Source organism: Bartonella sp. HY406 (genome assembly GCF_025449315.1).
Classification (GTDB): Bacteria; Pseudomonadota; Alphaproteobacteria; order Rhizobiales; family Rhizobiaceae; genus HY038.
Genome location: NZ_CP104893.1, coordinates 3,162,164 through 3,184,367 on the forward strand (window position 1 = coordinate 3,162,164; position 22,204 = coordinate 3,184,367).

Annotated in this window: 17 protein-coding genes; 5 read left to right on the forward strand and 12 right to left on the reverse strand. The window is 39.5% G+C overall.

The window, feature by feature from the left end:
- Positions 1-240: 240 nt before the first annotated feature.
- The 3 genes from N6B01_RS13325 to mgtA form a co-directional block, all read right to left on the reverse strand.
- Complete coding sequence (locus tag N6B01_RS13325) at positions 241-1,389, reverse strand: hypothetical protein (RefSeq protein WP_262079214.1); 1,149 nt, start codon at positions 1,387-1,389, stop codon at positions 241-243.
- A 128-nt stretch (positions 1,390-1,517) separates the two neighbouring features.
- A complete protein-coding gene (locus N6B01_RS13330; RefSeq protein ID WP_182418230.1) occupies positions 1,518-1,910 on the reverse strand; it encodes a VOC family protein in 393 nt (130 codons plus the stop codon).
- A 123-nt stretch (positions 1,911-2,033) separates the two neighbouring features.
- Positions 2,034-4,769 (reverse strand): magnesium-translocating P-type ATPase, encoded by a 2,736-nt coding sequence (gene mgtA, locus N6B01_RS13335; RefSeq protein ID WP_182418231.1) that lies wholly within the window; start codon positions 4,767-4,769, stop codon positions 2,034-2,036.
- Positions 4,770-5,483: 714 nt separating this feature from the next.
- On the opposite strand from mgtA, the gene N6B01_RS13340 reads away from it, so the two are divergent.
- The 4 genes from N6B01_RS13340 to N6B01_RS13355 all read left to right on the forward strand — a co-directional run bounded on the left by N6B01_RS13340 (position 5,484) and on the right by N6B01_RS13355 (position 7,917).
- Positions 5,484-5,744, forward strand: a complete 261-nt coding sequence (locus N6B01_RS13340) for a hypothetical protein (protein ID WP_182418232.1) — start codon at positions 5,484-5,486, stop codon at positions 5,742-5,744.
- The gene (locus tag N6B01_RS13345; protein ID WP_262079217.1) at positions 5,737-5,952 is read left to right on the forward strand and encodes a hypothetical protein; all 216 of its coding nucleotides are present in this window, start codon (positions 5,737-5,739) and stop codon (positions 5,950-5,952) included. Before N6B01_RS13340 ends, N6B01_RS13345 begins: the two co-directional genes overlap by 8 nt.
- A gap of 280 nt (positions 5,953-6,232) precedes the next feature.
- On the forward strand, positions 6,233-7,300 hold the full coding sequence (locus N6B01_RS13350; RefSeq protein ID WP_262079219.1) for a sensor histidine kinase: 1,068 nt from the start codon (positions 6,233-6,235) through the stop codon (positions 7,298-7,300).
- The gene (locus tag N6B01_RS13355; protein ID WP_262079221.1) at positions 7,297-7,917 is read left to right on the forward strand and encodes a response regulator transcription factor; all 621 of its coding nucleotides are present in this window, start codon (positions 7,297-7,299) and stop codon (positions 7,915-7,917) included. The genes N6B01_RS13350 and N6B01_RS13355 overlap by 4 nt, the downstream gene beginning before the upstream one ends.
- Positions 7,918-8,497: 580 nt before the next feature.
- On the opposite strand, the gene N6B01_RS13360 is transcribed toward N6B01_RS13355, so the two are convergent.
- From N6B01_RS13360 to N6B01_RS13375, 4 genes are all read right to left on the reverse strand, one after another.
- Positions 8,498-9,307, reverse strand: a complete 810-nt coding sequence (locus N6B01_RS13360) for an outer membrane protein (RefSeq protein WP_182418236.1) — start codon at positions 9,305-9,307, stop codon at positions 8,498-8,500.
- A gap of 461 nt (positions 9,308-9,768) precedes the next feature.
- Positions 9,769-10,527, reverse strand: coding sequence for a M48 family metallopeptidase (locus N6B01_RS13365; RefSeq protein WP_262079223.1), 759 nt, complete (start codon positions 10,525-10,527; stop codon positions 9,769-9,771).
- 61 nt (positions 10,528-10,588) lie between these two features.
- On the reverse strand, positions 10,589-11,485 hold the full coding sequence (locus N6B01_RS13370) for a DMT family transporter (RefSeq protein WP_182418238.1): 897 nt from the start codon (positions 11,483-11,485) through the stop codon (positions 10,589-10,591).
- Between the two features lie 238 nt (positions 11,486-11,723).
- On the reverse strand, positions 11,724-12,557 hold the full coding sequence (locus N6B01_RS13375) for a ferredoxin--NADP reductase (protein ID WP_182418239.1): 834 nt from the start codon (positions 12,555-12,557) through the stop codon (positions 11,724-11,726).
- A 446-nt stretch (positions 12,558-13,003) separates the two neighbouring features.
- On the opposite strand from N6B01_RS13375, the gene N6B01_RS13380 reads away from it, so the two are divergent.
- Positions 13,004-14,416: a phosphomannomutase gene (locus tag N6B01_RS13380; protein WP_262079225.1), complete on the forward strand. Its 1,413-nt coding sequence runs from the start codon at positions 13,004-13,006 to the stop codon at positions 14,414-14,416.
- Positions 14,417-14,491: 75 nt separating this feature from the next.
- On the opposite strand, the gene tolB is transcribed toward N6B01_RS13380, so the two are convergent.
- From tolB to N6B01_RS13405, 5 genes are all read right to left on the reverse strand, one after another.
- Complete coding sequence (gene tolB / locus N6B01_RS13385) at positions 14,492-15,814, reverse strand: Tol-Pal system beta propeller repeat protein TolB (protein WP_182418241.1); 1,323 nt, start codon at positions 15,812-15,814, stop codon at positions 14,492-14,494.
- 338 nt (positions 15,815-16,152) lie between these two features.
- Entirely contained in the window at positions 16,153-16,479 is a 327-nt protein-coding gene (locus tag N6B01_RS13390) for a hypothetical protein (protein WP_262079227.1), read from the reverse strand.
- A 553-nt stretch (positions 16,480-17,032) separates the two neighbouring features.
- Entirely contained in the window at positions 17,033-17,752 is a 720-nt protein-coding gene (locus N6B01_RS13395) for a DNA helicase (protein ID WP_262079228.1), read from the reverse strand.
- 357 nt (positions 17,753-18,109) lie between these two features.
- Complete coding sequence (locus N6B01_RS13400; RefSeq protein ID WP_262079229.1) at positions 18,110-20,104, reverse strand: SEL1-like repeat protein; 1,995 nt, start codon at positions 20,102-20,104, stop codon at positions 18,110-18,112.
- A 118-nt stretch (positions 20,105-20,222) separates the two neighbouring features.
- Positions 20,223-22,196 carry an SEL1-like repeat protein gene (locus N6B01_RS13405; RefSeq protein ID WP_262079230.1) on the reverse strand — a complete coding sequence of 658 codons (1,974 nt, stop codon included), beginning with the start codon at positions 22,194-22,196 and terminating at the stop codon, positions 20,223-20,225.
- Between the last annotated feature and the right edge of the window lie 8 nt (positions 22,197-22,204).

The following is a 22,204-nucleotide window of genomic DNA, read 5'->3' on the forward strand; positions in this document are numbered from 1 at the left end:
AAGCAACCGCCATCCACATATAAGCTGTTTCATAATGCGTAAGCAAGACGAAACCATTGAACGGCTTAGTGATAATCAAAATAGGGGGGGATTCCCCCACTTGAAAAGTAATACAAAGGTGCGTTTCAAAAAGCAAAATAATAAGATATTTTTTCATCAATTAAGGCACTAAAAAATGGAGTTGACCTTATCCGCTTTAAACCTTTTTAGGTAAAAATGGATTGGCTATTTATGCGAAAATTATTTCAACCCTTGCGTTAACTTATTATCGATTGCATCATAAGCTTGTTGGTTTTCTTGTTGCTGAAAAAAATTAATTACAGTTTTTGTTTTTCCATCGATACACATTTTATAAAATTTGGTGGTCTTTGTAGATTTACTGTAAGTATATTCAGCCTTAATTGCTTCATTTCCTTGGTAATCAGCTTTAGCCCAGTCAAGATGGCTATTAGATTTTATAAAGGCAACGTAATCATCAAAGGTTTTATATTGGTTACAAAAGCCTAAACCATAAATATATTTAAAATTATAGCCGTCACTTATTTCAACGCGCATATTTTTTTGAGCTATTATAGTCTCAGGTCTGTCTAGTGTCTTATGATTTTCAAACTTTTGCGATAAAAAATTAAACAAATCTTCGATACCAACAAGATTTTCTTGGTTGATATGCGCCACATAAAAATTAAAATTTTCATCAATGTCAATATTCATTAACATTTTGTTAGGCTGAGGCCATAGGGCATAAAAATTGTACTCATTTTGAGCAATTTGCTCTGCAACAAATTCATTTTTAGCAAAATCGTAAAAGCCTATATTATTGAGGAGCCGCGCAATATTATCACTCTTTGTAGCCTTTCGGCGAATAATCATAATACTTTGCTCTATTTGATCTTCAAAGGAAAATCCATAAACTTCGATTAATCCAAATTTTGTACGTGTAAAAGGATGCCATTTCTCACCAATAGCAAATGTCTTACCGTCAAAAGTGAAACTTTTCTTCTCGATATAATTATTTTTAATGATTTTTATAAGATTGTTACAACTTTCATCATGGCAATCATATCTAAGTTCTGAGTAGCTTAATAAATTTTTATATTGAAAAGTGTTTTCAGCGCATGGTGATAATTTATATAAGTCAATACTTGGCTTGCATAGTAAAAGCTTATCATCACGGTCACTATTATCGTGGTCAAAAATTCTTATCGTACTCTGACCATTTGATAAATAATAAAGATTAGCCCTTTTGGCGTAGGGTATTATTTCAAAGGTCCAATCATCAGGCAGCACTAATTTTTCTATATTGGGGCCAAAAGGCATGGTAATTTCAGTTGCTTTTGATTGGCTACTAAGCGAAAGCAAAACAAATAAAACAACCAATAATCTAATCATATTTTCCCCAGTATAACTTATTAAATAATTTAAATAAAATTTTTCAAAAGATTTTAATTAATGCCAATTTAAAATTCAATTGGCATTTATTGTATTAAACTAACAAAGGTAATTATAAACCTTTAGAATTATAAAGGTTGGTCTTCGTTTTGGCAGATAGATAGAACATAACCATTACAATCTTCAAAATCGGCAGACAAACCACCTGGAACTGGCGAAACACCATTAATAATAGTAATGCCTGCCTGCTCCAAGCCATCGACAATCTTATTAATGCCACCATTGGGTAAGTTAAAAACTGTAACAGGAAAAGTTGAACCTTCAACTTCACCTTCAAAGAAAACCAACTCAACACCGTCATTTTGATTAACAATTAAAAAGGTTTCGTCTTCATCTATAAGGCGGGTGACTTTTAAACCTAAAAGATCTTCATAAAATTTTTGCGTTTCATCAAGATCATTAGCTAAAAATATCAAATTGCAAACTTTACTATCTTTCAAAAATTGTGGCTTATCACTCATGATTAATTCCCTCTTAGGTTACATATTGCCTTTTTATACAAGATGAGCCTTACAACTATATGTCAAATAAAAAATGCCCCGCAACAACTTATGCAGGGCATTTTTTAATTTAAAAATTTAATCTTAGAACCATTCACCGAATTTGCGGATATAAAATACCTTCATACCTTGTGCAACGCAGCAATAGGCAAACAATGTACCGACAAGCCATGGGAAGTAGCTCCATGGTAATGGAACAAGCCCAACATAATGACCAAGGGGTGAGAATGGAATATAAATACCAATAGCCATAATCACGCTGGTTGTTAATAGGACAGGCAAGGCAGCCGTGCTTTGAATGAACGGAATCTTACGAGTACGCAACATGTGCACAACCAAAGTCTGTGATAGCAAGCCTTCAATAAACCAACCAGATTGGAACAATGATTGCATTTCAGCCGAATTGGCGGCAAAGACAAACCACATAAGGGCAAAGGTGGTGATATCGAAGATGGACGATGTTGGCCCAATATAAAGCATGAAACGGCCAATGTTACGGGCGCTCCACTTACGGGGCTTGGCAAGATAATCCTTATCCATTTTATCCCAAGGCAAGGATAATTGTGAAATATCATAAAGCAAGTTTTGCAAGAGCAAGTGAATAGCAAGCATTGGCAAGAACGGAATAAAGGCACTTGCGACTAGAACTGAGAATACATTACCGAAATTGGAACTTGCAGTCATATTAAGATATTTCATAATATTACCAAAAGTTTCACGACCCTTGATAACACCTTCTTCCAAGATCATTAGACTTTTTTCAAGCAGAATAATATCGGCTGTTTCCTTGGCAATATCGGTAGCTGTATCAACCGAAATACCCACATCTGCATCGCGCAAGGCTGGCGCATCATTAATGCCATCACCAAGGAAACCCACTGTATGGCCATTGGCTTGCAAGGCTTTTAGTACACGAGACTTTTGCAATGGTGTCAATTTAGCAAATACAGTGCGTTCTTCAACTTTTTCGCGTAATTCATGTTCGCCCATAGCCTCAATTTCGCGGCCCAATAAAGGCACACCCGGCTCAAGACCAACTTCACGACAAACCTTGGTGGTCACAATCGCATTGTCACCAGTTAAAACTTTGACGGCAACACCATTTTCGCGCAAGGCAGCAATGGCAGGACGCGCAGTTTCCTTGGGAGGATCAAGGAAAGTTAAAAAGCCTTCAACAATAAGATCGCTTTCAATGCTAGTTTTATAAAGTTCTGCCTTTTCTTCCTCTTTCAAGCGGCGTGTTGCAACGATTAACACGCGGAAGCCATCACGATTATAAAGTTCGGCAATTTCAGTTAATTTTTGTCGTGCCATGGCATCCATGGGACGGGCTTCTTCGCCATCGCGCCAATAGGATGAAATGGAAAGCATTTCTTCAACTGCGCCCTTGGTGACAAGGATATGATCTTTTTTCATATTTTCAAGGACGATAGACAAGCGCCGGCGCATGAAATCAAAGGGAATTTCATCAACCTTGCGATATGCGCGCATAGAAGGATCATCTTGGAAAGATTGCCCAGAGTGAACAACCGCCTGATCCATCAAATTGCGCATACCACTTTGGTGGAATGAGTTAAGCCAACCAAGTTCCAACACGCGATTATCTTTGGCACCAAAATTATTGATATGGTGTTCAAGAATAATTTTATCTTGTGTCAATGTGCCTGTTTTATCGGTACATAAAACATCCATCGCACCAAAATTTTGAATGGCGTTCAACCGCTTGACCACAACTTTGCGTTTTGCCATAGATACAGCACCCTTGGCAAGGTTGGCCGACACAATCAATGGCAACATTTCAGGGGTAAGACCAACAGCAACCGCAACAGAGAACAGGAACGCCTCAAGCCAATCGCCTTTTGAAAGACCGTTAATGACAAAAACAATCGGTACCATGACCAACATAAAGCGGATAAGCAGCCAACTAACCGAATTAACGCCGCGATCAAAAGCGGTTTGTGAGCGTGTGCCCACTACCGATTTTGCCAAGGAACCAAAATAGGTTGATGGACCAGTTGCGATAACCAATGCCTTAGCATTACCACTCACCACATTCGTACCCATAAAGCACAAGTTGGGTAGATCAAGAATTTCAGTTTTTTCACTTGCTACTGCATCGGCATGTTTTTCACTGACAGCGCTCAATGTATCATATTTTTCAACCGGTAAAGCTTCACCCGTAAGAACGGCTTGAGACACGAAAAGATCACGTGAATCAATAAGACGCACATCGCCTGGAATCATGTCACCAGCTGAAAGATAAACAATGTCACCGCTGACCAGTTCTCGCATGGCAATTTCCATACGCTTTGGCTCAGATGAATTATCTGCACGGCGTAACACCGTTGCGGTTGTGCGCACCATTGCTTTTAAGGCATCTGCCGCTTTACCAGAGCGATATTCTTGCCAAAAGCGCAAAATACCGCTGATCATTACCATGGTAAGAACAATGATAACACCAGTAAGGTCTGTTTCTTCGCCAGCACGCAAGGGCAACCAATAATCAGTTACAAATTGGATTGCCGCTAGCATAAGCAGAACAAAGATGAATGGATTTTTAAAAGCAATTAAAAGCTGGATAAAGGCAGGTGGCCGCTTATCATGAGCGACTTCATTTGGGCCGTCATTGCTAAAGCGAGCTTGTGCATCGGCTGTTGTCAAGCCATCAAGGCTCGCATGGAGGTTATTTAAGGTGTTTTCAAGGCTATTTTGCGCCTCGCGTGCCGCTTGGGCATTAAAGCCACCATTCTTCCCATTAGCTTTATGCTTAGAAGAATTGGACTTTGGGTCGTTATGTGACAAATTTTTGTTGCTTGTCATGGCAAACTCCTGTCGCGCGCCTAAGCGAGCAACATTAAGGAGTTACCTTAAGGCTACTCTAACCACTTTGAGCGCGTTTTTGCATTCTTTAAATTCTTTATATTTCTGCCGACTTCGTCCTATATCGTCGGCGTCTATACTGTCGGGGTCATCCATATGACTATCTCCAGTGAAAAGCCGGGTGTTAGATATATCTGCCATTGGCAAATCCCTAAAACCAAGCTTTTACCTTGTAACTAATTCCAACTTTAAGCATTAGCGCTTTGATTTATGAATTAGTTGATCGATGTTTTTATTATTGTGCCAACAAAACTGTGATGTGTGAAACACATCACCCACTATTGTTGAAAAGAAAGGTTATTTGTTAATTAGAAAGCAAATGCTGCTGCTTAGCCTTGAGGGCCTCCATTATAAAGCCGCATCTTTTGCCTGTTGGAATTTTCATCCCAAGCTAAAACACTGATGCCACAGACTGCAGGCATAAAACAATTATCCATAATCATAGAAATGATATACCTAAGTATATGTTTTCTATGCCTATGCATGGTTGCCTTTCTTTCATGTGACAGGCAAAGTAAACAAATCCAATTTTTATGGGAAAGATGAAAATAATGCCCGACTGCGACAGTAGTTACATATTAAAAATAAGCCGTAAAAGCTTTTAAAGGTCGCAGTAAATGTGCCTTTTAAAGCTTTGGCTAGAAAGGTACTAAAATGACAATGAACACCAATCGCGGTTTTGCCCGCAATTTCTCTGCCAAAAATAATGGCCGTTTCTCAACCAATCCAGCTCAATTTATTGGTATTTACTTAAAAAGAAAATTTGCAGAAGTAGCATTGCAAAATGCAGCTCCTCAGCAGCGTCAAGTAAATGAGCTTAACATGGTTTGCAAATGGGTGCGTGATCCAGCAACTGGCCATATGGAATGCTTTTGGCAAAAAACAAGTTCCGATATGGAGACAAGATATGTTTGAAGCTATGACCCTTGCTGGTTTTGGTCAACAAATATTGGCAGCTTTAGTTGTTTTGCTCTTTGCTGGTGCAACAATTTTGAGAATCTATCTTATTTGCCCTTTGCATGCCAGCTTGAGAAAGCTTTTTTCAGATAGTGAGCAAGACCAAGAAGCTTCGAGCGGATATGGTCAATTAAGTACAATTGAAGCAACGATTGTTAAACAGTAAAGACCGACTTATTGCCTTAAAAGTGATAGGGATATTTGTCAATTTGTCCTCCCATTCCTATTCTATCCCTGCCAGGATTTTTGACCAATGAATAATTGGGTGGAGCTTGCAAATATCCCTATCACCTTTAAGGCATTTTTAGCTCTTATTTTTTTGAACATTTTTCATTTAACAAAAATCTCAATCCATATTAGCTGTATTTAGACAAGATATTACCTGGCAAAAAATTAAGACTATTTTCATTTTACAAAATGCGATAAAAAGGCATGACGACATTGGCATGAATAGGAATACAAGGCTGAAAATCAAAAATCTGTTCACCAAAGCTGCTCTTGCCCCGCTCCTTGGCATTATTTTTATTCTTGATACTATTTCAAGATTAGAAATTGCTGCGGCGGTTTTTTATATTGTTGTCATATTGATCAGCGCACGTTTTTTGAGTCAGCGCGGCATATGGATATTAAGCGTTATTTGTATTGGGCTCACGGTTTTATCCTTCTTTTTAACCCGTAGCGGCGCGCCAGAAGCAGGTCTTGTTAATTGTGTTATTGCTTTAATGGCTCTTATATTGACTAGCTATTTGGTAACGCGCGCACAAAATGCTGAAGATTTAGCATTTAAGGCAACGCAACAATTAAACCGCGTTGCCCGTATTAAAAGTCTAGGAGAATTAACCGCCTCTATTGCTCATGAAATTAATCAACCGCTTGCCGCCGCCGGATCGAGCGCTGATGCTTGTCGTAATTGGTTGAAAAAAGATCCAGTTGAGGTAGAACGAGCATTAATTGCCTTAGAACGAATAAACCGTGAAATTAGCCGTGCATCTGATGTTATTACCCGCATTCGCTCACTTGCTAAAAATGAAACGCCACATAAACAAGCCTATGATCTCAACGATATTGTTGAAGAGGCTATTGCCCTTGCGAGCCATTTAATTGAGCGCCATCTCATACACCTTGAATGGGAAAAAGATGAGCAGCCTTTGTTAATTAACGCCGATAAGGTGCAAATGTTACAAGTTATTACCAATATTATTTTGAATGCGATTGAAGCCGTACGGCAAAAAAGACCGGAAGAACGCAATATACTTGTGGTAACCGATTATTATCAACACCGTGTTCAATTATCAGTTATTGATAGCGGTTGTGGGATGAGCGACCAACAAATAACCCAAATATTCGATGCTTTTTGGACGACCAGAGAAGGGGGCACTGGCCTTGGTTTAACCTTGTGCCGTGCTATTGTTGAGGCGCATCGCGGCATTATTACAGTCGAACATAATCCGAAAGGTGGGGCAATCTTTAGCATTTCCTTACCTGAAAATAAAATTAATCGGAGTGAGCCATGACGGATACAAGAAAACTGGTTTATGTCATTGATGACGATCTTGCTGTGCGCGAAGCACTTGATGATTTATTAGCATCAGTCAATCTAGAAACAGCATCCTTTGCCGATGTGGAAACATTTTTAAGTGCCGAGCATCCCCATTGTGCATCTTGTCTTGTGCTTGATGTAAGAATGCCGGGCCAAAGTGGCATGGATTTTCACGATAAGATGAAAAATTTTGACCTCGATATTCCGGTAATTTTTATTACAGGCCATGGTGATATTGCTATGTCAGTTACCGCTATGAAGCGCGGTGCGGTTGATTTTTTGGAAAAACCGTTTCGCGATCAAGATTTATTAGAAGCAATTAACCGTGCATTGACTGTGAGCGAAGAAAACCTGCGCCATAAAGATAGTCATGTTCAATTGCAACGTCGTTATAGTCTACTAAATAGTGGTGAACGCGCTGTTATGGATTATGTGGTACAAGGCTTTTTAAACAAGCAAATTGCTGCCGAACTTAATGTGAGTGAAATTACAGTTAAAGTACGACGTGGCAATGTCATGCAAAAAATGAAGGCAAAAACCCTTGCGGATCTTATCCGTTTTGGTCAAGAGCTTCATAAGGTAGGCACTTAATGGCGATTTTATCGTGGGAGTGCATTTATTTCCAAATGCTTAAATGTAAAATACGCTCGTCATCCAAAATGAAATACCCAAAAACTGCAATTTTTTGTAAAAAAAGCACATGAAAAGCTCATGGGAAATCAGCTTTAGTTAATTGAACGGCTTTTAAAAAGCTATAACTATCGAATGACAGAGCAAAAGACGAATCATTATAGCGTCAAATGCGGCGACAAACATCAAATATGCAGCACTTCATAGCAGTGGCTTCGTTTAAATGTGCTTTAAAACATTTTTAAGAGCAATAAGTTGAACAAAGCGTCAATGTTTAACTCACCTGCAAATAAATAAATAATATCGCAATAATCTACATCAGCTAACACCAATTAAAAAAACTCAATCAAGTTTATGTTGCGAGCTCTATTTGCCTTTGGGTTATATCTAAAGACCATGAACTTTGGTGAAGAGGAAATATTTGATGAGCTTTCGATGACATCAATATTTTAACCTAAGAGGGGCAGCCCCCTAGATTATAAACGGCAATAAAAAAGCCCCGCGCAATGCACGGGGCTTTTCTAATAGAAACAAATTCAGATTAGAACTTGTAAGCTACACCAACGCGAACGTCGTTTGACTTGTAGTCAATCTTTTCTTTGAAGGTCTGGCCAGTTGTATGGGTATAAGTGTTTGTCTTATCACCATAATCAGCATAGCGGTATTCAAGACGTACAAGAACATTATCTGTTACTGCATAGTCAACGCCAGCGCCGATTGTCCAACCGGTCATTGTGTTTGAAGTGCTATAACCAAGGCTTGAGCCTGGAACTTCAGCAAGGCTTGCTGGGTTTGCACTTGTCAAATAGTTACGACCATTAGTGTCAACTTTAGTGTAAGCAACACCGCCAGCTACGTAAGGCATGAAACGATCCATTGCATAACCTACACGAACGCGAGTAGCACCAGCCCATTTTTGCTTGATGTTGCCTTCGCTGTTGTAGTTATAAGGTGACAATGGGTCAATGCCATAACGTGCAACTGAAGAGTAGCTGTCTTTTACGTCGCCCCATACGAAATCGGTTTCTGCGCCGAGTACGATGTTGTTGCCAACTTCAAAGTTGTAACCAGCATAAAGACCGCCTACGAAACCGTTGCCATCTGGGCTCCAGTTAACACCTTGAGTGTAACCAACTGGCAAGAAGCCAATGTTACGTTCAGATTTAACATTTGAATCTGACCAAGTGCCACCGATCTGACCACCAACATATGCACCAGTCCAGCTAAATGTAGGAACTGTTACAACTGGAGCTGGCTCATAAGGAGCTGGCTGAACGATATCAGCTGCGTTTGCTGCTGTTGCTGCGATAAGGGCTGCAGCTGATGCTGCGATAAGATACTTAATATTCATTTTCATTTCTCCATGCAAAGAACTGCAATTAAGTTCAATATAGTCGCTCTAGCAAAAAAGTCTGTAGTAAAAAAGCCACACCTAGCGAAATGTGCACAAACTTACCGAAAAAAGCGAAAAAGCGAAAATTCTTTAGTAAACAAAATGTTAACTCATCTCGTTTTTGACATAATTGCGCCTTTGTTCGTCCATGTTCGATGCTAAACCATGGCAAATATGCCTTATTCCTAATAAAAGATGGGCGAATCTTTCAAACTTTAAGCAGAATCGAAACGGATTCGGTCAAAAAATAAAATAATTTCTTTTTTTATTTTTTTATTTTTTTGTTTGCCAGATTGTCGGTCGTTAATTGCGAAAGAACTTTTACGCCTACTCGGTAGATTCTATCTAATGAGGGCAATTGCTGCAAATGGGCGGCTAGGGCAAATCGATTGTGAAATAAGTTACATTAAGGAATTTCCTTAGATGGATGCAAAGTCAATCGCGTGTAAACTTTGCCCATTACGTTTTAACCAAGCCCGACATTTTTTAGATTCGGGGCAAAGCTTTTCACATAGATTCCAAAAATCGCTGCTGTGGTTCATTTCAATGAGGTGAGACACTTCATGCGCTACTAGATAATCAATGACGTTGTGTGGCGCCATCATAATGCGCCATGAAAATGATAATGCCCCATCACTGGTACATGATCCCCAACGACTCGTTGTATCTTTAAAACGAATGGATTTTGGTTTGCGACCAACTTCGCTTGCATATTTTGCCACCAAAGGCGTAATCACCAATTCTGCTTGTTTTATGAGAAAATCTTTCAGCCGTCTTGGTAGATGCTTTTCTGCGCCATAAACCAAAATTTGAGGGTCGGCTTCACTATTCGGCACTAAGCTTGTTGTTCCGCGCCCTTCCAAATGACAAATGCGGTGAGGCTTGCCAAAAATCGGAATCTTGACGCCTGATTTAAGCATCGGTTCTTCAAGGCTCGGTGGTGGTAAATGGCTAAGTTTCGTCTCAAGCCAACCTTTATAGCGGTTTAAAAATTCACCAACTGCCTTTTTGCTGGTACGCGGTGGCACTGTTACCCTTAAGCCTTTGCCACCACTTACAATGCGGAGCGTTAATCTTTTGGCGCGGCTATTGGTTATAACTTTTAAGGGTAAAGTCCTATCCGACAGAACAAAGTTGTCGCTATAGGCTTCTTTAATGGTTTTAGGTTTAAAAAACATGCTTTTCATTTACTATGCAAAGAATGTGCATCATATTAAAAGGAATTGGCAATGTACAATTTTAAATTGCTGGCGCACGGTTTTTAAATGAATCAAGCTCAAGCAGTGCAACTGCAGCCAAAACGAAAATAATTGCCAAATAGCTATTTAGTCCAACATTGTGATGATATGCAAATATATCAAGGGCAAGGGCAACAATCGGTGGAACATATACAATACTGGAGGCAAAAACCGCGCCTGATTTTTCAACAATATAATAATATGCGACATAAGCCACACCGGTACTTAATAAGCCAAGGCCAATAATTAAGCCAATCCATGCTTTGGGATCGTTAAAAATTGGGGCAATATTATTTAATGGAATAAACGGTAAAAGGATAATAATTGCAAACCCTAATTGATAAGTGGTTGATGCAATGATGGGAATATTAAGCGGCATCAAAAATTTTTGTGCATAGACAAAGGAAACACCAAGGCTTAATGACGCTAGAATCATATAGCCAATACCGATCATATCAAAAGCATGGCTTTCAGCGAAGGGATTGCCAAGCAGCGCAATACCGCAAAAACCAATAAAAATAGCAAAGGCGTTGAGCCAAGTAATTTTTTGCTCTTTTAAAAATAATAAGGCACATAAAAAAGTAAAAAGTGGTGCAGTGCCACTTAAAAGACCAGCGGTGCTGACCGGTAGGCGTATCGCCCCTTCGGCATAAGCAAAATAATAAACGACCATCACCAGTAAAGCCATGATGATGAAATGGTGGCAGTATCGCAATTGCGAAACATGCAATGCTTTTTTATATAGTGCATAGAAAAAAACAGGGATAAATCCAAAAATAACGCAAAGCAAAGTTATTTGTGCAGCATCAAGATAGGGAGATGCCCATTTTATAAAAACAAAATTTGTTCCCCAAATAACCCCTAAAAAAATAAAGCTTAAAAGCGCTGTCTTATTCATGCCCTTGACCTAATTATTGCGAATATTGGATGATGGGATTAATTTTTGAACCATCCACAATACTGTTTTTTTACGATATGCGTTTTTATTAAATATTACGCAAATTCTTAACCTACAATATAAGGATAAATATCGCAAATAGGCTGTTACATTGCAATGTCAAGGCATCCCAAAGAGTTAAAGCTTTAAGCCCATTTGGGATGTCTTTTTATTGGTGTTTGACTTTCAAAGTCTTTGATTAGTCGACAAAAGCACGCTCAACGACATAAGTTGCTGGTGCATTATTAGCACCTTCCACCAAACCAAATGTTTCGCACATCGCCGCGCAATCCTTGAGCATTGCCATTGAGCCGCAAATCATCACGCGGTCTTCTTCTATATTAATTGCTGGCAAGCCAGTATCTTTGAAAAACTGTCCCGAAAGCATGGTATCGGTGATACGGCCCATATGGGGCGATTGTTCACGAGTGGTCATAGGATAAAATTTCAATTGATTAGCAAATTCACCAATGAGTGGATCTTCATTCACTTGTTTAACTAGATCACGGGCATAATCTAGCTCCGCCAATTCACGGGTTGTTTGAATAAGAATCACTTCTTGATATTTTTCATAAGTTTCTGGATCACGGATAAGGCTAGCAAAAGGAGCAACGCCAGTGCCGGTTGATAAAAGATAAAGCCGCTTGCCGGGAATTAACGCATCCAACACCAAAGTACCGGTTGGCTTTTTGCGCATTAATACTGTGTCACCTACTTTAATTTTTTGCAAATGCTCAGTAAGTGGCCCACCTGGAACCTTGATTGAGAAAAACTCAATTTCTTCGTCCCAAAAGGGGCTAGCAATAGAATAGGCGCGAAAAACTGGCTTTTCAGCATTTGGCAAGCCAATCATGATGAATTCGCCAGAGCGGAAGCGAAAACTTTCTGGCCGCGTAATACGAAATTTGAATAAGCGGTCGGTATAATGCTTAACTTCCGTCACCTTTTCAGCAAAAACATTGGCAGGAATAGGAAAAGATGGAGCAGCCTCTTCTTGTAGGGCTTCAGCAACATTACCAAGCGGCGCATTCATGGGATATATCCTTAAAATTTATAAAAAGCCTTGGCTTCATTTAATCTGGCACATAGCCTATCCACCTTATAGAAGATGTATGAGCAGTTGCCAACATTTCCATTTTATAGTGTGATATATAAAGATAAAAAACTTATCCTTCTAGCTCAAATTTAAGCAATCCTATTTCAAAATGCATTTTTTTTGGCTTTTTAACTGTATTTTATGATCTGAAAGTTTAGAAGAATTCTCAGCTAAGTCATGGATTTTACGAATCTTTAAAAGACAGGACTTATCGTAAGGCTTTATAAAAATCAAAATACTGATTTCAATCACCAAATTTATTTTTCATTTATGTGGTGACGTATGAGAAAAAGTGTCTCTTGATTTTATCAATAAAATGCAACAGCATGACAATTTAGCATAAGCAACGCATCCATTCATTCCAATTAGGGTAGATCTATATCATGGGCGATTTGAAATTTGGTACCAGCGGTTTACGTGGCTTGGTAGAGGAGCTTGATGATGAAATTTGCCAGCGTTATACGATCGCATTTTTAAGTTTTTTACGCCAATGTGAGGTTATCAATAAGGATAGTACATTATTGGTTGGTCGTGACTTGCGCCAAAGCAGCCAACGTATTGCTAATGCCGTGATGGCGGCAGCTATTGCAGAGGGGTATAAAGTTAAGAATTATGGCCGATTACCAACCCCAGCACTGGCATTATCCGCTCTTTATGAGCAAAGCCCCGCAATAATGGTGACAGGTAGTCATATTCCTGAAGATCGCAATGGTTTAAAATTCTATCGCCCAGATGGTGAAATTACCAAGGTTGATGAACAGGGAATTTTAAACTGTTTGCCTGACCATGCCCCCTATGATGACTTTGAAGTTTTACCCTATAGTTCGCTTGCCGCGCTTGATCGCTACCGCCAACGGGCTTTTTCAGTTCTTCCCTTTGCTAGCCTTTCATCAATGCGCATTGGCGTTTATCAGCATAGCTCGGTTGCCCGCGATGTCATGGTGGATATTATTGCCGAGCTTGGAGCGGAGGTAATTCCGCTTCACCGTGCAGAATATTTTATCCCTGTTGATACCGAAGCTTTGCGCCAAGAAGACCGTGACATTGCCAAGCAAGCTGTCAAGGATTATGATCTTGATGCGCTTATTTCCACCGATGGCGATGGTGATCGACCATTGCTTGCTGATAGTGACGGTAATTTTTTGCGTGGTGATATTCTTGGTATGCTGACGGCAAAATTTTTAAATGCCGATGCCGTGGTAACTCCGGTCACCTCAACATCACTTGTTGAAACCTCTAACTGGTTTTCCCATGTTTATCGCAGTAAAGTTGGCTCGCCTTATGTTATTGCCGATATGAACGAAGCCGAGCAAGATGGCTCATCAATGATTATAGGTTTTGAGGCTAATGGTGGCGTATTGCTTGGCAGCGATGCCGCTTTAGAAAATGGTGTTCTACCAGCCTTGCCAACCCGCGATGCATTATTACCGATTCTATGTGTTTTAGGTCTAGCGCAAATGAATAATTTGCCGATTAATGCGCTTTGTAAGGGATTACCACTACGCTTTACCGCTAGCAGCCGTGTGCAAGGCATTCCAAGTGAAAAAACCGAAAAATTTCTTATCCTGCTTTCCAATGGTACTGAGCGTATTCGCTTTTTTAAACCTTTTGGCACCATTAAAAGCTGGGACGCAATTGATGGTTTGCGGGTTATTTTACAAAATGGCGAAATTATCCATTTTCGCGCCTCTGGCAATGCGCCAGAACTACGTTGCTATAGTGAAGCGGCAAGTCAGCAGCGTGCGGACCAACTGGTTGCGGAAGGTTTAGAACGCGCTTTGGTAGAATTATCATAAGGATAAAAGTTTTACGCAAATGAAAAAGGCACAGAATAATCTGTGCCTTTTTATTTTTGCATTTGCTTTGAATAATTATTTTAACAAAGGTGACCAAGCTGGGTCTGATGCGTCATTTGGGGTTGGTAATTGACGTTCATTGCGGCCAGAAACATCGATTGTATAAAGCTTTGCGCCTCTGCCCTGATCTTGACGGAAGAACATGATTACGCGGCCATTTGGCGACCAAGTAGGGCCTTCATTATGGAAGCCACTAGTTAATATACGCTCATCAGTACCATCAGGACGCATAACACCGATGGAAAATTGCCCCTGCAATTGCTTGGTAAAGGCAATATAATCTCCGCGTGGCGACCAAACTGGGGTTGAATAGCTACCATCACCAAAAGAAATTGGCTTTTGATCGCTACCATCAGCATTCATCACATAAAGTTTTGGCTTTCCAGAACGGTCAGAACCAAAAACAATCTTACTACCATCGGGCGAATAAGATGCTGATGTATCAATTGCTAAGGTTGATGTAAGGCGCGTAGTCATATGTGAGCGCAAATCCATAACGTAAAGATTGGAACTACCATTATCTTGCAAAAGACTCATGACAACCTTTTGCCCATCGGGTGAAAAACGTGGCGCAATGGTCATATTGCTAAAAGGAACTGGCTCTCTTTGTCCGCTTTCAATTTGTTGCAAATAGACCCTTGGCACATTATCACTGCCATAGGCCATATAGGTAATTTCTTGCTGGGTTGGCGAAAAGCGCGGTGTTAAAACAAGCTCTTGTCCGGTAGATAAATAGCTAACATTAGCACCATCTTGGTCCATAATCGCAAGACGCTTAACACGCTTATTACGTGGACCTGTTTCATCAATAAATACGATTCGTGTGTCAAAATAGCCGCTTTCACCAGTCATTTTTTCATAAATAATATCAGCGATTTGATGGGCAATGCGGCGTTTTGAAGCTGTCGTCACAACCGAGGATATAAAATAGCGCCCTTCAAGCTGATCTTGCTTGAAAACATCCCAAAGACGGAAATCAACACGCAATTGACCGTTAGGTTGGGTTACAACGCGCCCTGTAACAAGGCCTTGTGCACCAATTTGTTGCCAATCATTATAGCGCGGAATCGCATCAGGATTGGTAATGCGCTCTAAAAATGCCGTTTGATCAAGCGGTTGGAAAAGACCCGAACGCTCAAGATCTGCGGCAATAATTTGGCTAATTTCAGCCCCTGTTTGATCACCTGATAAAAAATCAGTGATTGCGATAGGAATCGGCTTAAACTGATTAGCCGTTACATCCACAACAAGCTGTGCCTGCCCTGGTCTTATCAATGCTGCCAGCGTGCCAAACATTAAACAGATGATAAACAAGGAATGCCGTGTAAGACGAAACATGTTTGATCCGAACCTTTCAAGAAAAATAGTTTTGTCGTTTATATCAATAATATCTTTTTGTTTGTTTAATGGCACAAAATTATTTTGATTTATTTGGTGCATTTGATTTTTATAACAACCCAAAGGACGAATTATAATAAAAGCATACATAGCCTATAAATGTGGTAAAATGAACCCATTCACTATTAGGATCTTTGGTTCCACTAGCCGTGCCATAGTGACGCGATAGGCTTTACTCAATTTTGCAGCACCTGCTGCATTTCGCCAACTTTTATCATCAAGAGCAAGTGGTTCAAAATTTTTTTTTAATCAAAATGGGATTTATTTTAGCTCTTAAATTATGGAGTGACCTTATTAAAATAAACTCGTGGGCCTAGATACTTTATCATAGGCTCACCACATTTCCATTCATCGCTTACTGGGAAATACCCCATTAAAATGTCTTCATATCCATTGAGTTGTAATTCGACAAAAGAAGAAGGACGATATGATTCATTAATAAGGTCAAGATCTACATCACCAGATGGTTGATAATTAATACATTCATCTGCTGATGCAAATGATACTGAAAATTCATTATCCCAGCCTATAACTTTAATTGAATCTAGAGTGTAAAATACAATTTCAGAATTGTCTACATTGGGGTAATAAAAATATAACTTCATTTTAACTTCCTTAACAGTGGATATTAAAGAGCTGCTTTTGGCAGTTCTCTTAATACTTTTATTGGGATAAGGGCTATTATAAATTTAACTTTTAAATATATAAAAATTATTTCTAACAAGCCACCTAGCACCTTTAATGCACCTGTTTATGATCCCATCAGCAATAGAGTAATTATTGCATTAAGAGGGGATAATATCGAATTATAGTTTTTGATTTGACGATCAAACAGTGTTTGGGACTATTTTCTCTTAATTCTTACTATTGTGTATGAGTAAAGCTGCATTAATATGGCCACCAATCATACTGGGAATAGTTGTTGATGCTATGAATAATGCTATAGGTTTTAATGTGGTTGGACTAAATAATTGGCTTTTTCTCTTTGCTTTTGCAGCCTTGATACAAGTATTTTTTATCCCCTATTTTGCATAACTCATTATAGTATAATTTATCGTTGCCAACATATTGATGATGTAGATGATTGTGAGGATAATCCTATCGGTGAAATGACAATTGAGGTTGAATCGCTTGTGCAAAACAACCAATGTCTGCACATTATGCGGTTGGGCTAACTAGCTTAAGGTTTTTTTCATGCAAAAGGCATATGTTGTCAAACAAGGTAAGATCAATTGGATTAGGTAGTCGTATATCGATTAAATCAGGAAAATTGCGTCCGCTTAATTCAAATTTTCGATCAATTTGGCTGATGAAAATAAGAATAATTTTTTGCTGCATGGCAAATGTTTTTAACAAGGATATTTGTTCGATTAGTGGTGGCTTGTCATGCCTTTGGTCTAATAATTGTAAATAATCAATAATCGCAAAAGATCTCGATGGCATTGTTTTTGTAATATTTATAATATAGTTGGCGCAAATATCTTCTGAAGTATCAATGATAAGCTTTTCTAGCCATTGATTTGGCGCAACACCAATTTTTTGTAAACGTTTATGAACGTCCATTTGGTTATATTCGAGAGTGAAAAATACACCTTTATGACCAAATGCGATTGCCTCACGCGCTATTTTTAAACTTAAAAGTGTTTTACCTTGCCTTGGTCGGGCTGCCACTAAAATCAAATCACCATTTTTAAACTTGGTAAATAAATCGCCGAATTTATTACTTTGATAAGCACGCAGCAGCAAGGTCCAGCTTTTATGCCCATTTTCCCTAGCAATGCGGTTCAATGCTTTCACATGGGCGATTTTTTCTAAGCGCACCAATTGTTTGGCTTGGCGTTTTAGTTGATGAAGTGGTATTCTTTGAATATTGTTCATAAAATTAACAACCTTAAATCGCAAATTTATGACAATCCCTCCTCATATCATCTCGCGATATTAGCTGTTACTTAGATCGTTATACCTACACAAAAAGTGCTTTCCCATCTGGAGGGGGGAGGCTTGGCATAGCCTCAAATCTTCTATCACATTGTTGATAAAAAACCATATAAAAATTCATCATTATTTCAATTAAATAGGATTTTAACTGCAGGGTTCTATTTTTTAATTGAGCCTGTCTTAGATAATGAAAATTGTCGAAGGTTAGACTTTTTTTAAAAAACATGATTTTACCGAGCATATTTTTTACAATTTCTCCCCAAATAATGCGCTACCAAAACGAATGTATTACTAAAATTAATGTGTTAGCGGTGGTACATAATTATCAAGTTCTTTTAACAGTTCTTGCGCATTTTGATGGTTCTGCTCCGCCGCAAGATGCAACCATTTTAATGCTTTTTCTTTATCATAATTTGAGTTTTGCTCATTACTATAGAGTTGCCCTAAATGAAATTGTCCATCGGCATTGCCTTTTTCAGCCGCAAGACGAAACCAGTGCATTGCTTGCTGTAAATCTTGTTTTACATCCTCGCCATCTTGATAAAGTACTCCCAAATTTAACTGTGCGAATAGCTCATCTTGTTCAGCAGCAAGATGGAAAAGGCGTAGAGCTTCTTTCATGTCCTTTTCTACGCCTGTGCCAAACATATATAAAAAGCCAAGGTTAATTTGCGCGCCGGAATTGCCCTGTTCTACTGCGAGTTGATAGAGCTCTGCCGCTTTGGTTACATCTTGTTGAACGCTATAGCCTTGCTCATAGTAAATGCCGAGGTTAAACTGCGCCCAATGATGGCCTTGATCTGCCGCCAATCCATATAATCTTGCCGCTTCATCGATATTTTTTTTAACGCCTTCACCATCAGCGTACATACGGGCTAGGGCATATTGGGCGTTATCAAAGCCTTGATCTGAAGCTAATTTAAAAAACTGTGCCGCTTTTACTTTATCCTCTGCAACACCGTTGCCAGCGTCATAGATACGACCCAAATTATATTGTGCCTCCATATTGCCTTGATCTGCTGCCAATTGACAAAGACGCACCGCTTCTTGCTTATCTTGTTTAACACCTTCACCCAATTGATATAGCATTGCTAAATGTAGCTGCGCCCAGTCATGACCGTTTGCAGCAGCAAGGCTATATAGGCGTACAGCTTCTTGCTTATCGGCAATAACATCTTCGCCAGTATCATATTTAGCCGCTAAGCAAAATTGTGCTTCAGCCATGCCCTGTTCAGCGGCAAGTTTAAAATACTCCAGAGCTTGTGGTTTATCTACTGCTACCCCATCACCATCGTATAACATGCGGGCAAGATTATATGTTGCAAGGTTATTGCCAAGTTCACTTGATTTTTTTAAAAGTTTTAATGCCTCTTTTGGGTTTTTAGGAACACCATCACCGGTAAGATGCATGATAGCGAGGCTATTTAGTGCTACCGCATCATTTTTTTCGGCTGCAAGACGGTTAAGCCGTAGGGCTTCAGCAGTGTTTTTTTCTACACCATCGCCATGTTGATACATATTAGCCAAAAAAGCTTGCGCAAAATTTTGTCCTTGTTTAGCGGCCAAACGGTACCAATGAACAGCTTTTTGTTTGTCTTGCTTTAAACCTTCGCCGGTCTGATAGGCTATAGCCAATTTACACTGGGCATCGGCATCACCTTGTTCAGCTGATAATTTATACCATTTGGCAGCTTCGCTGCTATCTTTTTTAAAGCCCAAACCATTTTCATACATAAAACCAAAATAATATTGTGCGGTTCTATTATTTTGCTTTGCACTTAACCGAAATAGCCTCGCTGCCTCAACATAATCTTGTTCTACCCCTTGGCCATTTTGATACATTATGCCTAGGTTAAGTTGCCCGATACTATCGCCTTGCTCAACCGCCAAACGATAAAGGCGTATGGCTTCACTTTCATTTTGCTCAACACCATCACCATTTGCATACATAAGACCGAGGTTTACTTGGGCAGCTACAATTCCTTGCTCTGCGGCAAGTTTGCACCAATGGGCAGCTTCCTCCATATCTTGCATAACACCATTACCCGACAGATAAAGCATTGCAAGATTGGATTGTGCTTCTCCATTACCTTGCTCTGCAGCGAGACGAAAAAGCCTTGCCGCTTCTCGTTTGTCTTGGGGGATTGCCGTGCCTGATAGATACATGACAGCCAATTGCACTTGTGCCTTGGCATCGCCTTGCTTGGCTTTTTCTTGTAAATCTAAAATTGAAATTTCATCTTTAGAGTTTTTAAAAAGAAAATTTTTAACAGATTTAAAAATATTTTTCATTTTATACTCGCTTAAAGGTTTTTAAATTTATGAAGATAACAATAGGGCAGTAAAATTATGATTTTTTATTTTGTATTTTTAAAATATAATAAACGCAATAGATTTTGATTGGCATAGATTATTTTTTTAACCTTTCTAATGCATCTTCATTACCTTGCGCGGCGGCCTGTTGGTAAAATTCTAAGGCTTTTGCTATGTCTGGGGCGACACCTTTGCCAAGTTCATAAATGGTGCCAAGATTATATTGCGCAATATCATTACCTTGTTCAGCAGCAAGCTTATACCAATGCAGTGCCTGCTGCCGGTCTTGTTGGATGAACTCACCTTGTTCAAATAAAGCAGCTAAGGTTAATTGACCAAACACATCGCCTTGCTTTGCCGCAAGATGAAAATACTTTAAAGCTTCATCCATATCTTTTGAAACGCCTTTTCCTTGATAAAAAAGTGTGCCAAGCAACAATTGGGCCCTTGCATATTGTTGGTCTGCGGCGAGACGGAGTAAGCGAACGGCTTCTTGCAAGTTTTGTTTAACGCCATCCCCATCTTTGTATAATAATGCAAGTAACATTTGTGCATTAGCATTACCTTGATTGGCGGCAAGGCGGTAAAGTCTTATTGCCTCATTAATATCTTGCTTTACATTTTTACCGTTGCGATAGCATAGCGCAAGATTAATTTGTGATGCTGTGAGACCTTGTTTTGCTGCCAAATGATAATAAGCCATGGCTTTTTCTATGTCTTGTTCTACCCCGTCACCATTTTCATAAATGACTGCAAGATTATGCAACGCTTCGCTATAGCCTTGTTCGGCAGCAAGATGATATAAGCGCAATGCTTCTTTGGTATTTTGCTCTATACCATCGCCGCTTTCATATAATAAGGCTAAATTATTTTGTGCAGCTTCATGGCCTTGTGCTGCGGCTAATTGAACAAGGCGCAAGGCTTCTGCTTTGTTTACCGCACAGCCTTCACCATTGGTTAGCATAACCGCAAGCCTTGCTTGCGCTGGTGCAAAGTTTTGAAGGGCGGCTAAGCGGTACCAATGGACTGCTTTGGCAGAATTTTTTTCTAATAATTCACCTAGATCATAAATAACTGCAAGGTTCATTTGTGCAAATATATTACCAGAATTTGCCGATAGATTAAATAAGCGCAGAGCTTCAGTTACATTTTTCTCAACGCCCAATCCTTTCCTATAGGCGCTGCCTAACCGATTTTGCCCGTTACTATCACCCTGTTCTGCCGCCAATCGATATAATCTAATCGCTTCAGCAATATTTTGTTGAAGCCCATCGCCTTTTTCGTAGATAAGGCCTAAATTGGCTTGTGCGCCACTGTGTCGTTGTTTTGCTGCAAGACGATACCAAAAAATTGCTCTTTGCATGTCTTGCGGGATGTCATCACCAGCTTGATAAAGATTGGCTAGGGCAAATTGGGCTAGATCAGAACCTTGTTCAGCCGAAAGCGTGTACCATTGGATAGCTTTTCCTATATCCTTTTCAACGCCATTGCCATTTTCATACATAAAGCCTAAGCAGTATTGGGCATTTTTAAATCCCTGTTCGGCAGCATAATAAAATAGCCTAAAGGCTTCATGGTCATCTTTTTTAATGCCATCGCCTCTTTGATACATGGCACCTAAGTTTATATGGGCAATAGCGCTTTTTTGTTCTATCGCTAATTGGTATAGCCGCACAGCCTCATCATAATTTAGTGGGATGCCGTCGCCAGTTTCATACATTAAGGCAAGATTAACCAGTGCTGGTACAAAATTTTGCTGGGTTGCAAGCCTATACCAATGCAAAGCCAATTGTTTATCTTGCAAAATACCTTGACCATGTTGATAGGCAAGTGCAAGATTAAACTGTGCTTGCGCATTACCTTGTGCAGCGGCAAGGCGATAAAGCCGATTGGCTTCTTGCTTATTGGCAACAACACCATTGCCATGGTAATACATAAAGCCTAATTCTGTCTGTGCGTATTGATCGCCATTTGCAGCTTGTTCTTGCAAATCAGCAATAGAATCGCTTGGCTTTTTATCGGCAAAAAGGCATTTAAATTTTTTAAGCCAAAAATTGAAAATATTTATCATGGTTTCCC

Bases quoted from the DNA above. Each gene is read 5' to 3' on its own strand.
- N6B01_RS13325 (WP_262079214.1), bottom strand. From the start codon at position 1,389: ATGATTAGATTATTGGTTGTTTTATTTGTTTTGCTTTCGCTTAGTAGC.
- N6B01_RS13330 (WP_182418230.1), bottom strand. From the start codon at position 1,910: ATGAGTGATAAGCCACAATTTTTGAAAGATAGTAAAGTTTGCAATTTG.
- mgtA (WP_182418231.1), bottom strand. From the start codon at position 4,769: ATGACAAGCAACAAAAATTTGTCACATAACGACCCAAAGTCCAATTCT.
- N6B01_RS13340 (WP_182418232.1), top strand. From the start codon at position 5,484: ATGACAATGAACACCAATCGCGGTTTTGCCCGCAATTTCTCTGCCAAA.
- N6B01_RS13345 (WP_262079217.1), top strand. From the start codon at position 5,737: ATGTTTGAAGCTATGACCCTTGCTGGTTTTGGTCAACAAATATTGGCA.
- N6B01_RS13350 (WP_262079219.1), top strand. From the start codon at position 6,233: ATGAATAGGAATACAAGGCTGAAAATCAAAAATCTGTTCACCAAAGCT.
- N6B01_RS13355 (WP_262079221.1), top strand. From the start codon at position 7,297: ATGACGGATACAAGAAAACTGGTTTATGTCATTGATGACGATCTTGCT.
- N6B01_RS13360 (WP_182418236.1), bottom strand. From the start codon at position 9,307: ATGAATATTAAGTATCTTATCGCAGCATCAGCTGCAGCCCTTATCGCA.
- N6B01_RS13365 (WP_262079223.1), bottom strand. From the start codon at position 10,527: ATGTTTTTTAAACCTAAAACCATTAAAGAAGCCTATAGCGACAACTTT.
- N6B01_RS13370 (WP_182418238.1), bottom strand. From the start codon at position 11,485: ATGAATAAGACAGCGCTTTTAAGCTTTATTTTTTTAGGGGTTATTTGG.
- N6B01_RS13375 (WP_182418239.1), bottom strand. From the start codon at position 12,557: ATGAATGCGCCGCTTGGTAATGTTGCTGAAGCCCTACAAGAAGAGGCT.
- N6B01_RS13380 (WP_262079225.1), top strand. From the start codon at position 13,004: ATGGGCGATTTGAAATTTGGTACCAGCGGTTTACGTGGCTTGGTAGAG.
- tolB (WP_182418241.1), bottom strand. From the start codon at position 15,814: ATGTTTCGTCTTACACGGCATTCCTTGTTTATCATCTGTTTAATGTTT.
- N6B01_RS13390 (WP_262079227.1), bottom strand. From the start codon at position 16,479: ATGAAGTTATATTTTTATTACCCCAATGTAGACAATTCTGAAATTGTA.
- N6B01_RS13395 (WP_262079228.1), bottom strand. From the start codon at position 17,752: ATGAACAATATTCAAAGAATACCACTTCATCAACTAAAACGCCAAGCC.
- N6B01_RS13400 (WP_262079229.1), bottom strand. From the start codon at position 20,104: ATGAAAAATATTTTTAAATCTGTTAAAAATTTTCTTTTTAAAAACTCT.
- N6B01_RS13405 (WP_262079230.1), bottom strand. From the start codon at position 22,196: ATGATAAATATTTTCAATTTTTGGCTTAAAAAATTTAAATGCCTTTTT.